Consider the following 11,908-nt stretch of genomic DNA (forward strand, 5'->3'; position numbering starts at 1 on the left):
GCACGGCCGCCGACGACGGCGCGCGGGTCACCCCGTCGGGTGCGCCCGGGCCTCGGAGGCCAGATGGCGGCCGATCTCCACCCGGGAGGTGATCTTCAGCTTCCGGAACACGCTGCGCAGATGGAAGTTGACCGTGTGGACGGAGCAGTGCACCCGCGAGGCGATCTGGCGGTTCGTCAGGCCGGCTGCGGCCAGCCGTGCCACCTGCTGCTCCCGCCCGCTGAGGGCCTCCCAGCCCGACTCCTGCCCGCCGTCGTCCCGTTCCGGCTGCGCGGCCGGCACCACGTGCCAGCTGCCGCGGTGCCGTCCCGGCTCGCTCTGCCACGCCGGGGGAGGACCGGCCCGGTCTTCCAGGCTCGCGGCGAGATCGCTCGCCGCACGTGCCCTCGCCCAGGCGTGCCGGTGCTGCGTCGCCGCCCTCGCCAGGGCCACCGGGTCGCGGTCGAGCACGCCCCGGACGTGCTCGGCCGACAGGGCCGCCCGGACCGGCTGCCGGGCGCGTACGTCCTCGGTGACGGCGCCGATGTGCCGGGCCAGACCGCGCTGACCGGCGTCCACCGCGATCCGGGCCGCCCACGCCGCCGCGCCGGGCACCGTCGCGAAGAGCCGCACCAGCGGGGCGCGCGGGTCGCGGGCCAGCCGGGTGAGCCGGTGCACCGCCCGTTTCGGGCCGCCGTCGCACTCCTCCCACAGCAGTTCCGCCCACGGCACCTCGGGTGCGTGCCGGGTGTCCCACACCGCGGCGCCCCGCTCCGGCAGAAGCCGCCGGCAGGCCTCAATCCGGGTCTGCGCGGTGGGCAGGTCGCCTGCGTACACGGCGGCGATGCTCAACTGCGCCAGCAGCAGCGGCGCGTGCAGGCGCTCCCCCCGCTCCGGAGTCGCGGCCGCCGCGACGTCATTGACCTGCCTGTTCAGCGGAGACCACAGGCCGCGCTGGATCAGCACCTTGGCCTGCACCCGGGCCAGGGCGGCCTCGATGCCCGGGTAGGGCGCCCGGTCCCACCGCGCGCGGACCCGTTCGGCCAGCTTCTCCGCCTCCGCGTCCTCACCGGCGTCCGCCAGCCGCGCAGCCGCCTCGACCAGCAGGTGCATGCTCCAGAACGGGGAGGGCACCAGGTCGGCGTGGTGCGCCACCAGGCGTGACCAGTGGAGCGCCTCCTCCATGTCCCCGGCCCGCGCCTGGCAGTCCGCCATCACCGAGGCGGCCGCGATCGCCGCCGGATCCCGGTCGATGTCCCCCGCGACCGCCCGCAGCCGTCGGCGGGCGGAAGCCTCCGCGGAATGCGGATGCAGCAACGCGCCGGAGAGCACCTCGGCCACGGCGGCACTTCCGGCGACGGAGGGCGCCACCGCGCCCTGCGGCAGCGCCGCCACGGTGGCCACGCTGTCGGCGGGCCGGCCCGCGATGAAGAGCAGCTCGGACAGCAGGCAGCGCAGCCAGCCGGCCGACGAACCCGACGGGGTCAGCTGCAACAGCGCTTCGGTGAGCTGCACCGCGTGCGTGACCGAGGACTCCTGGGCGATGCTGCGCAAGGTCTCGATCGGAACGTCCGCGAGGTCCTGGAGCAGCTCCACGACCCGTCCCACCACGGCCGTCGCGTCATCCCTGGTCATGACGGTCCCCATGCCGCTTTCCCCCGTCTCCCATCGGCTGTGTTTCAGCTCTGTTAGACGTGAGGAGCTTATCGTAGCGGGAGCATGACAGATCGCGATCAAGGTGGCGCGGTCACGCTTTTCGTATGCTGTTCACACAGTCTGGCCGAGATGGATTCGGCGGGCCGCCCGGATACCCGATTCCACCGCCCCCTCGATCCAGGCAGGCCACTGCGAGCAGTGTTCACCGGCGAAATGGATACGGCCTTCGGAGCGATTGATATCGGCCGCCAGAGAGGTCTGCTGTTCCGGTTCGAACAGGGCATAAGCGCCCATTGCGTAGGGATCCTGGTACCAGGAGTGGCTGATTCCCGCCTCGAACTCGTCCAGTATTTCCGGATGGATGCGGGAGACGTCGCGCAGCGCCCGTTCCACCCGCTGGTCAGGGCTCATCGCCGACCACTGGAGGGCGTCCTGCCCCCAGGTGTAACTGGCCAGCAGCACGGTACGGGACCTGGGCGAGCCGGGGTGGGCCGGGTAGATGACGCGGCGCACCGGAAGGTCGGTCACGGTGGTGCCGCCGCGAATCCCGTCGGTCTCCTCCCAGAACGGGCGGCGCACCTGGAAGAAGATCTTCGTCGCGGCGTCGTAGTGGAGTTGCCGTACGGCCTTCTGTTTCCCGTGCGAGAACGGCGGATTCACCTCGAGCCCGCGCAGTACGGAGAACGGAAGCGTGCAAATGGCCTCGTCACCGGTGAAGGAGATGCGGTCGCCGCCCACCCGGGCCCGCACCGTCACCGAAGTGCCGTCCTGTTCCAGCGCGATGACCTCCACTCCGAAGCGGATGTGCGGCGCGAGCCGTTCGTAAAAGGCCATCGGCAACCGGTCCATTCCGCCGACGACTTCCTGCACGTCGTCGTACGCCTCTCCGATCACCTCCCGGAACTCCTGCATGACGGCCGTGTTGAGGGTGGACTCGGAGAACGACATCACGGCGTAGCGTTCGATCGCGCCCTCCGACCAGCCCCGCGCCTTGAGGAAGCCACGGATCGAGTACGCGTCGTACTTGGCGGCCAGCGCCTCCAACGCCTCCTTGCCCTCACGCTGGTAGAGGTCCCGTATCTCCTCGGTGGCCTCCCGCCACATCTCCTCGCGGGTGCGGTTCGCCTCGTACGAGGCCAGCGGGAACGGCAGCAGTCGCGGGTCGGCCTCGGCCTCCTCCAGGGTGAGCCGGCGGCCCCCGACGTACGCGAGCGTCCTCGGGCTGCGCGCGGTGCCGGGCCGCAGGGCGAGGCCGAACTCCCGGCAGTAGCCCAGGGTCAGCGCGTGCACCCGCGGGATGCGCATGGCGCCGAACTCGGCGTACAGGCCCGGTGCGAGGTCCCGTACGGTGTGGATGCGACCGCCGACGCGGGCGCGGGCCTCCAGGATCAGTGGTTCGTGCCCGCGGCGCAGCAGTTCGTAGCCGGCCACCAGGCCCGCCATGCCCGCCCCGATGACCAGGACGCGCCGACGCGGGCGGGTCGCGTCCGGCAGTCCGTCGGCGGGGACGGCGCTCAGAGCGGCGGGGGTGCTCCGCTCGGGCAGCGGTTCGGTGGATTCCCAGGGAGTCGTGGTCCTCATGAAGGGCTGCTCTCCGGAGTCTCGCACTGCTTCTTTACGGGAAGAGGTGCCGTGGCGGGCTGCGCGCGCCGCTCGGCCAGGGTGCTGACCGCGGTCAGCAGCAGGGTGAACGCCACCCCGGTGAGGATGGCGGCGCTGGGCGTGGACCGGTCGAGCATCACCGCGGCGAAGACCGCCGACAGCGAGTAGCCGATGCCCTGGACGGCGTACATCACCGAGTAGCCCGCGGTGTGGGCGCTGTTCGGCAGCGCCTCGCGCAGCGACAGGTTGCGGGTCACCATGACCACGGCCTGCAGGACGCCCGCCGCGAGGAAGCCCAGCACGATACCGGTCAGGCCCGGTACGAGCGCCACGACGGTGATGCCGGCGGCGGTGCCGACCAGACAGACCAGACTGTGCGTCCTGGCCGTGCCCGGCCAGGACCTGAGCCCGTAGACGAAGGCGCCGAGGGCCGACAGACCCGCGAACACCATCAGCAGCACACCGGCCAGGCCGACCGGCAGGTCGCGGTACTGCAGCAGCGGGGTCAGGACCAGTTCGGAGACGGCCATCAGGGACATCGCCGCCGCACTGGTGACGTAGATGGGCCAGCCGGACAGGACCACGGAGGTGGGCGCGCGTTCACCGCCCTCGGCCGCGTCCGCCTCCACCGCCCTGGCGGAGCGCAGCGTGAACACCATCGCCGTGCCGAGCACGAGACACAGCGCGCACACCGCCATCGGCACGCCAGGACCGGCCTGAAGGGCGAGCAGCACCACCAGGCCGGGCGCGGCGAGCCACACCAGTTCCGTGAGGATGGAGTCCGCGCTGAACGCCCGGGCGACGTCCTTGTCGTCCACCACGGAGGTCAGCAGCGTGCGCAGGGCGCCGGGGCTCGCAGCGGGAGCCCCGCCGGCCACGAACGAGGCGGCGGCGAGGACGGGCAGCGCCGCGTCGGGCCACAGGGCGAGCGCGGTGAACGCCGCCGCTCCGACACCGAGCCCCGTCGACAGGTGCAGGCGCAGCCGGCGCGGATGCAGGAACGTGCCCAGGGCCCAGGCGCCCACCACTTCACCCGCGATGAAGAACGCGGCGAGCACGCTGCCCGTCGAGTAGCCACCGGTGGCCCCGTGGCCGAGGAAGACCATGGCCAGCGGCGCCATCGCGACGGGCAGCCGGGTCATGGACGCGGTGAAGGCCCAGGCTCCGGTCTGCCGGGTGAGGATCGTGCGGTAACTCATGGGCTGCTCTCACTTCAGGGCGTACGAGGCGGGCGCGGGGGACGAGGCCGGGTGCGGAACGGGGCGCGGCAGCAACTCCTCCAGGGTGTGTGCGAGGACGCCGAACCCGTCCGTGCTGAGCACCGATTCGGGGTGGAACTGGAAGGAACGCAGTCCGGGCGCGCGCAGGGCGTGCACCTCGTCCGTCGCCTCGTCCCGGCAGACGTCGACGCAGCGGTCGAGGATCCCGGGCGGCAGGGTGCCGGTGCCGGCGCGGGCGGCGAAGGTGTTGTAGAAGCCCACCCGCACCCGCCGGCCGAACAGGTCGATCTCGCGCCGCACCCCCTGGTTCGGGCGCTCGCGGCGGATCAGTTCCAGCCCCAGGAGCCCGCTGAGCACCTGGTGCCCGAGACAGACGGCGAGCAACGGCCGCCGGTGCGCCAGCACCTCGCTCAGGGTCGCACGCAATGCCGCGATCTTCGGATGGGCGAGGTCACGGGGATCACCGGGACCGGGGCCGGCCAGCACCAGGTCGTACGCGGCCGGATCGACCGCCTCGTCGTACCGGCGTACCGTCACCTCCGGTCCCAGCGTACGGATCTGGTGCGCCAGCATGGCGGTGAAGCTGTCCTCCGCGTCGATCACCAGGATCCGGTGGCGGGAGAGGGCGGCCGGGGGCCGGTCCTCGCCCTTTCCGGCCAGCCAGAACCGTGCCAGCCCCGTGTTGCGGTCCGCCAGTGCCCGGCGTACCGCGGGCTCGTCCGCCAGCGGTCGGCGGCCGGCTCCGCGCGGGGCCGCCCCGGGTTGCGGGCCCTGTAGCGCGCGCAGCAGGCCGGCCGCCTTCGCCCGGGTCTCCGCCGCCTCCGCGGCCGGGTCGGAGTGCCGTACGACGGTGGCGCCGACGCCGAGGCTCAGGCCGCCCGAACGGTCGATGTGCGCGGTACGGATGAGGATCGCGGAATCCAGCTCCGGCAGGCCCCGCGGGTCGGTGCCGATCAGGGCAAGCGCGCCACTGTAATAGCCGCGGCCCTGCGGCTCGTAGCGGGCGATGGCCCGGCAGGCGCTCTCCAGCGGTGAGCCGGTGACGGTCGGGGCGAACAGCGTGCGTCGCAGCACCTCGTGCACGGGCAGCGTGGAGCGGCCCTCGATGAAGTACTCGGTGTGGGCGAGATGCGCCATCTCCTTCAGCCGCGGGCCGACGACCCGGCCGCCGCCCTCGCACACCGAGGCCATCATCTTCAGCTCCTCGTCGACCACCATGTACAGCTCGTCCGACTCCTTGGTGTCGGCGAGGAACTCCAGCGTTCCGGCGAGGCTCGGACCGTCCTCGGGGAACCGGTAGGTGCCGCTGATCGGATTCATGACGGCCGTACCGTCCCGCAGGCTGATGTGGCGCTCGGGGCTGGCGCCCACGAAGGTGTGCTCCCCCGTGTACACCACGAACGTCCAGTGGGCGCCGCCCTCCTGGAGCAGCAGCCGGCGCAGCAGGGCGCAGGCGAGCCGGGGGGAGTAGCCGTCGATGCGGGCGGTGAAGGAGCGCTTGACGACGAAGTTGGCGCCCTCGCCGCGCCCTATCTCCTCCGCGATCAGCCGGCGGACGGTGTCGGCGTACGCGTCGTCGTCGACGTCGAACCCGGCGTCCGTCAACGCGATCGGCTCGTCGGGGAGCCGGCGCAGCGCCTCCTGAAGGGGCAGCGTCCACTGCTCGTCCACGGCCAGCGCGAGCAGCGGCGCGTGGTCCTCCGGGAACGCGAAGCCCCGCTCGCCGATCTGACGGTACGGCAGCACCGCGAGCGTCTGGTGACGGCCTCCTCGGTGGTCGGGTGCGGGCAGTCGGTCCAGGCTCCGCAGTTCGGTGACGTCGCCGGTGAGCACCTCGACGACTCCGGGCGCGGACTCCGGACGGTGGAGCAGCGCGAAGGGGCGGACGTCCGGCCCCTCCCACAGGGTCTGAAGCGGCCTCACTCCGCACCCTCCCCGCGCAGCAGGTCCTCGACGACCTGCTTGGTGGTCGGTGTCGCCGCGCAGGCGTGGCCCGCGTACGACACGGCGAGGCGGTGGTCCTCGGCGCTGAAGTCGGCCACCGCGTCGGTCACCAGGAACGGCTGGACGTCGTGGCTGAATGCGTCCACGGCGGTGATCAGACAGCCGAGGTGCGCGTAGACACCGCAGACGATGAGCTGGTCGCGGCCCGCGGCGCGCAACAGGTCCAGGAGCGGGGTCCGCTGGAAGGCGCTGTAGCGCCACTTGGTCAGCACCCGGTCCGCCGCGGCCGGTGCGAGTTCGTCGACGACGAGCCGGTCCTCGGGGGCGGCGGCCATGCCGGGACCCCAGAACGCGCCGAGCAGTCCGCGCTGTTCCTCGGTCATGCCGCCGGGCTGAGCCGTGTAGAAGACGGGCACGCCGACCGAGGCGCACGTCTGACGCAGCAGCACCGCGTTGGGCAGCGCCACCGACAGCGGCGGAACGTCCCGGCGGAACGGGCGCAGGAAGTACCGCTGCATGTCGTGGACGAGCAGCGCGGCCCGACGCGGGTCGGGACGCCAACCGGTGCGGTCGCCTCCGGTGAGCGCCTCCACGGGCAGGTCGTAGGGGGCGATGGGGGCGATCGAGGTCATCGGACGTCCTCCTCGGTCCCGGGCGCGCCGGCGCACCGCCACGCCTCCACGGCGGCCAGCGCCTGGGCGCGGTTGAGGCGGGGATCGCACAGTGTCGTGTAGGCGGCGGGGTCCTCGGGCCGTACCTCCGAGGCGTGCCACAGGCATTCGGCGACCGGTTCGGGGGTCGCCTCCAGGTGCAGGCCGCCGGCCACGCCGCCCGCCGCCTGGACGGCGGCGCAGAACGCCCGTATCTCGGCCACGGCCGTGGCGACGACGCGGGTCTTCAGACCGTCGGGTGCGGTGATCGTGTTGGCGTGCAGCGGGTCGCACAGCCACAGCACCGGGTGGCCCGCTGCGCGTACGGCGGCGACGAGTCCGGGCAGCCGGCGGGCCGCCTGGCCGGGCCCCATCCGGGCGATCAGGGTCAGCCGGCCCGGCGTGCGGTGCGGGTCGAGCAGGGCGCACAGCCGCAGCAGCGCGGCGGTGGTCATGGTGGGGCCGACCTTGCACGCCACGGGGTTGGCCACCTCCGCGAGCAGCCGCACGTGGGCGCCCTCCGGGTCGCGGGTGCGGTCGCCCACCCAGGGCCAGTGGGTGGAGGTCAGTAACAACCGGCCGTCCGGGGTCCGACGGGCGAGCGGCAGCTCGTAGTCGAGCACCAGGGCCTCGTGGCTGGTCCAGATCCTGCGGTGCGGCTCGCCCGGCGCGGTGTGCTCACGCAGGAACTCCACCGCGGTGCGGGCCGCCGCGTAGCAGATGAGCAGCCGGCCGGGGTCCGGTCTGCGGGCCGCCGGGTCGGGGTCGGGGGCGTTGACCATCAGGCCGCGGAACGACGGCAGGGCGACACCGTCGACCACTTCGGTCGCCCGGGACCGCGGCTTGGCGAACTGGCCGGCGATGCGTCCGACCGTCACGGTCTCGCGGCCCGTCGCAGCCGTCAGCACGGCCGCCAGGGTACGCAGCAACTCCGCCTTGGCCGCGAGCCGTTCGGGTACGCAGTGTCCGGGGTCCTCGGCACAGTCCCCGGCCTGGACGACACCGAGGGCGCCGGAGGCCGCCTCGGCGAGCAGTGCGCCGAACGTGTCGACCTCGTCCTCGTCGACAAGTCCGGGGAGTTCGGTCAGGGTCTTCACGGCGGGTTCCGCCGTCTCGTGCCACTCCGGCTGCTGGTGGGCCGGGAACCGCCGCCAGTGCCGGATCTCGTCGTCCGGCAGGGGCCTCAGGCCGACGCCGGAACCGGCGAGCGCCTGTCCATTCACCTCATGGTCTCCTCGATCGACCGGGCGGAATATGCACCGGAAGCCTACGGAGAGGTGATCCGAAAAGCACCTACTCACTTGGGTAGGTGGGCGGTGATCCGCCTTTCTCCCCACCTACCCGGTCGGGTAGTTGCTGGAATTCGAAAGGCCCCTGGATCCTGTCCTTCGGTGTCGGTCGCTCACAAGGCGGAACCTTACCCGGAGGCAAGCACGACAATGGCCAAAATCATCATCGGAAACCAGTTGACCGAGGAGACCGTCGAAGGCGACCGCGCTCTCCCGGCCGAGTACCTCACCTACCTCGCCGCGGTGACCCACCGCCTGGCCTGGTGCGCGGGGGCGAACGACATCATCGTGCTGCCCACCGAACCGGATCCGGAATTCCTCTCGTACGTATGGCGGAGACTCGGAATCGAGGATTCCCGCCCGGTTGTGCTGGTGCCGCCGCCGGGCCGCCAGGGAAGTGCACTTCTCTACGACGACCGGCTGCACCATCCGGAATTCGTCGGGCAATTGCAGAAGCTCGCGGCCGAACGCGGCGCCGACCGGCTCTTTCCGTTCTACGTGGATTCCGCGACAACAGGCCTCGCGGAATCCCTGGAACTGAAGGATCCACTGCCCGCGGCCGCCTTCCTGCGAGCCGGCGGGAACGAACTCGTCAACAGCAAGACGTTCTTCCGTACGCTGGCCGCCGGGATCGGCATACCCGTGCCCCACGGCCGCACCGTCGCCTCCGTCGACGAGGCGGCGGAGTTCGTCCGGCCGCTGCTGCGCGCAGGGCAGCCCGTGATCGTCAAACAGGACGTGCACGGCGGCGGATACGGCAACGAGATCCTGGCTCCGGCCGAGGGCCTTCAGGGGTACGGCGCCGAGCGCGTCACCGTGCTCGACCCCCTCGACGACACCGCCCTGCTCCGGCATCTGACCGGCTCGTGGGACCGCTACAGCCACGACGGCCGCCGCCGGGTCGTCGTGGAGGGGTACATCGACGGCTCCGTCCCCATCTACATCGAGCTGTACATCACCGACGAGGACGTCACCACCGTCGGCTACGGCGAGATGCGCATGGCGCCCGTCAACAACGGCCTGGTCATCCCGCCGCCCTCGGCGGACCTGCCGTCCTTCCCGGGCTTCCTGGACCACGCCCGGCGCGTCGGCGACACCGTGCGGGCCCTCGGGTACCGGGGGCCGATGAGCATCGACGCGATCGTCGTCCCCACCGGTGAGATCCTCTTCAACGAGTTCAACGGACGCGTGGGCGGCTCCACGCACATCCACCGTATCGGCGCCCATCTGCTGGGCCCCGAGCACTGGCGCGACCGCGCCCTCATCGCCCGCAGCCGCTGCGGCTGGGACTCCCTGGCCCGGGCGGTTTCGACCCTCGAGGAGCAGGGCCTCGCCTTCGACCCGGAGACCCGGACCGGGGTCGTCATCGCAGGCGACAGCCACGGCACGCCCGGCCCCTCCGGCCAGTGCCTCATCGTGGCCCCCGGCCTGCCCGAGGCACAGGCCATGGAGGCCCGGCTGATCCGGGTCCTGGGCCTGGAGGACGACTGATGCGGACGGCCCTGGTGACCGGGGGTGGTTCCGGCATAGGACGGGCCACGGCCGTCGCCCTCGCGGCCCAGGGGGCGAAGGTGGTCGTGGCCGGCCGCCGGGCACACACGCTCATCGAGACCGTCAAGGCGATCGAGGAGAACGGCGGCACCGCCTCCCACGTCCTGGCCGACGTCACGATCCCCGACGAGGCGGCCCGCGCGGCCGGTGCGACCGTCGACCGCTACGGCAGCCTGGACACCGCGGTCAACTGTGCCGGACTGCCGTCCTGGGGCCTGACGGCCGACATGACCCCCGCCGAGTGGGAGGAGGTCGTCTCCGTCAACGTCAACGGCACGTGGCTGTGCATGAAGTACGAGATCGAGCACATGCTCCGCCAGGGCGGCGGCGCCATCGTCAACGTCTCCTCACGGATCGGGCCGCACATGCGCGTGACCCACCAGTCCGCGTACGCGGCCAGCAAGTCCGCGCTCAGCACGCTCACCCGCTCCGCGGCCCGCGAGTACATCCCGCACGGCATCCGCATCAACGCGGTCAGCCCAGGCCCTACCGACACCGCGATGGCCGTCTGGCCCGGTGAGACCCCCGCCGACCGGGACGACCGGGTGGCCCGCGACATCCCCGCCGGCCGCCTGGCCCGCCCCGAGGAGATCGCCGCCGCGGTGCTGTGGCTGGCCTCGCCGGACGCGGCCTTCGTCGTGGGTCACGACCTGGTGATCGACGGCGGGCTGAGCGCCTAGGGCCTCTCGCTCGAATCATGGCGGGCTCAGGCCCGATCCACCGCACACCGCCCGGCCCGCACAAGAGAGGACGACCATCCATGTCCGCACTCCGTGTGGCCGTCGTCGACGGCTACTCCACCGGGGCGCAGCTCGTGAAGGAACTGCTCGACCGCGGCGCCGAGGTGCTGCACGTGCGCAGCGGCCCCACTCTCGCCCCGTACTACGTTCCCACCTTCCATCCCGCCGACTACGCCGAGGACCTCGGCTACGACCCCGACCCGGAGGCGGTCGCGGCCCGTCTGACCGAGCGCGGCGTGCGGCACGTCGTCGCCGGCACCGAGACCGGCGTCGTCCTGGCCGACCGGCTGGCGCAGCTGGCCGGACTGCCGGGCAACGATGTCGGCCTGGCGCCCGCCCGGCGCAGCAAGTTCCGTATGGCCGAGGTGCTGCGCGCGGCCGGCCTGGACGCCCCGCTCAGCACGCTGGTGACGACCGCCGACGAGGCAGCCCGGTGGTTCACCGGCAGCGGACTGGACGCCGTGGTGGTCAAGCCGGTCGACAGCGCCGGCTCCGATCACGTCCGCATCTGCCGTACGGCTGCCGAGGCGCGGCAGGCCGCCGCAGCCGTGCTGGACACAGCGAACCTCTTCGGCCACCGCAACGACACCGCCCTGGTCCAGGAGTTCCTTCAGGGACCGGAGTACTACGTCAACACGGTCTCCGTGGAGGGCCGGCACATCGAGGTGGAGACCTGGCGGTACACCAAGGACCGCACCCCCGAGGGCGCGCCGGTCTTCGACTTCGAGGAACCCGCCGACCCCGGGGCGCCGGAGATCCGCGACCTGCACGCCTACCTGTGGCGGGCGCTGACCGCGCTCGGCATCCGCACCGGCGCCGCCCACAGCGAGGTGGTGCTCACCGCCCGCGGTCCCGTGCTGATCGACCCTGGCGCCCGGCTGGGCGGGGGAGTGCTGCCCTGGGTCTCCGCGAAGCTCGCGGGCCACTCCCACGCCGGCCTGCTCGCCGCCGCGATCGCCAACCCGGCGGAGCTGTCCGCGGCCCGGCTGCCGCTGCGCTGGGAGCAGCCCGTCCGCTACGTCTCCCTGATCAACCACTTCCCCGGCACGGTCCGCGACCTTCAGTGGTCGTCCCGCTTCAACGACCTGCCCACCGCGGTGGCCGTCGCCGCCGTCGCCCGTCCCGGCGACGAACTCCCCCGCACCCGGGACCTGTTGACCTCACCCGGCTTCGTCTATCTCAGCGCCGCCACCCGGGAGCGGATCGAGACGGACTACCGGACGATCCGCACCTGGGAGAGCAGCCCTCTGTACACGTCATGACGCAAGGAGGCGAGG

9 protein-coding genes are annotated in these 11,908 nt (G+C 72.4%); 3 read left to right on the forward strand and 6 right to left on the reverse strand.

The annotated features are described in order from the left end of the window. Positions 1-27: 27 nt before the first annotated feature. From N8I84_RS30895 to N8I84_RS30920, 6 genes are all read right to left on the reverse strand, one after another. A complete protein-coding gene (locus N8I84_RS30895) occupies positions 28-1,614 on the reverse strand; it encodes a LuxR family transcriptional regulator (protein ID WP_263232692.1) in 1,587 nt (528 codons plus the stop codon). Between the two features lie 132 nt (positions 1,615-1,746). Next, positions 1,747-3,216, reverse strand: a complete 1,470-nt coding sequence (locus N8I84_RS30900; protein ID WP_263232693.1) for a flavin monoamine oxidase family protein — start codon at positions 3,214-3,216, stop codon at positions 1,747-1,749. After that, on the reverse strand, positions 3,213-4,436 hold the full coding sequence (locus N8I84_RS30905; RefSeq protein WP_263232694.1) for an MFS transporter: 1,224 nt from the start codon (positions 4,434-4,436) through the stop codon (positions 3,213-3,215). Before N8I84_RS30905 ends, N8I84_RS30900 begins: the two co-directional genes overlap by 4 nt. Positions 4,437-4,445: 9 nt before the next feature. Beyond that, positions 4,446-6,380 (reverse strand): anthranilate synthase family protein, encoded by a 1,935-nt coding sequence (locus N8I84_RS30910; protein ID WP_263232695.1) that lies wholly within the window; start codon positions 6,378-6,380, stop codon positions 4,446-4,448. Beyond that, positions 6,377-7,033 carry an isochorismatase family protein gene (locus N8I84_RS30915; protein WP_263232696.1) on the reverse strand — a complete coding sequence of 219 codons (657 nt, stop codon included), beginning with the start codon at positions 7,031-7,033 and terminating at the stop codon, positions 6,377-6,379. The genes N8I84_RS30910 and N8I84_RS30915 overlap by 4 nt, the downstream gene beginning before the upstream one ends. Continuing rightward, positions 7,030-8,274, reverse strand: coding sequence for a 3-deoxy-7-phosphoheptulonate synthase (locus tag N8I84_RS30920; RefSeq protein ID WP_263232697.1), 1,245 nt, complete (start codon positions 8,272-8,274; stop codon positions 7,030-7,032). Before N8I84_RS30920 ends, N8I84_RS30915 begins: the two co-directional genes overlap by 4 nt. A 216-nt stretch (positions 8,275-8,490) precedes the next feature. Between N8I84_RS30920 and N8I84_RS30925 the strand changes: the two genes are divergently transcribed. The 3 genes from N8I84_RS30925 (at position 8,491) to N8I84_RS30935 (ending at position 11,893) form a co-directional block, all read left to right on the forward strand. Then, positions 8,491-9,831 (forward strand): preATP grasp domain-containing protein, encoded by a 1,341-nt coding sequence (locus tag N8I84_RS30925; protein WP_263232698.1) that lies wholly within the window; start codon positions 8,491-8,493, stop codon positions 9,829-9,831. After that, a complete protein-coding gene (locus N8I84_RS30930) occupies positions 9,831-10,571 on the forward strand; it encodes an SDR family NAD(P)-dependent oxidoreductase (protein WP_263232699.1) in 741 nt (246 codons plus the stop codon). Before N8I84_RS30925 ends, N8I84_RS30930 begins: the two co-directional genes overlap by 1 nt. Before the next feature lie 80 nt (positions 10,572-10,651). Continuing rightward, on the forward strand, positions 10,652-11,893 hold the full coding sequence (locus N8I84_RS30935) for an ATP-grasp domain-containing protein (RefSeq protein WP_263232700.1): 1,242 nt from the start codon (positions 10,652-10,654) through the stop codon (positions 11,891-11,893). Positions 11,894-11,908 lie beyond the last annotated feature (15 nt).

Source organism: Streptomyces cynarae (assembly GCF_025642135.1).
GTDB lineage: Bacteria > Actinomycetota > Actinomycetes > Streptomycetales > Streptomycetaceae > Streptomyces > Streptomyces cynarae.

Bases quoted from the DNA above. Each gene is read 5' to 3' on its own strand.
- N8I84_RS30925 (WP_263232698.1), top strand. From the start codon at position 8,491: ATGGCCAAAATCATCATCGGAAACCAGTTGACCGAGGAGACCGTCGAA.
- N8I84_RS30905 (WP_263232694.1), bottom strand. From the start codon at position 4,436: ATGAGTTACCGCACGATCCTCACCCGGCAGACCGGAGCCTGGGCCTTC.
- N8I84_RS30930 (WP_263232699.1), top strand. From the start codon at position 9,831: ATGCGGACGGCCCTGGTGACCGGGGGTGGTTCCGGCATAGGACGGGCC.
- N8I84_RS30935 (WP_263232700.1), top strand. From the start codon at position 10,652: ATGTCCGCACTCCGTGTGGCCGTCGTCGACGGCTACTCCACCGGGGCG.
- N8I84_RS30895 (WP_263232692.1), bottom strand. From the start codon at position 1,614: ATGACCAGGGATGACGCGACGGCCGTGGTGGGACGGGTCGTGGAGCTG.
- N8I84_RS30900 (WP_263232693.1), bottom strand. From the start codon at position 3,216: ATGAGGACCACGACTCCCTGGGAATCCACCGAACCGCTGCCCGAGCGG.
- N8I84_RS30915 (WP_263232696.1), bottom strand. From the start codon at position 7,033: ATGACCTCGATCGCCCCCATCGCCCCCTACGACCTGCCCGTGGAGGCG.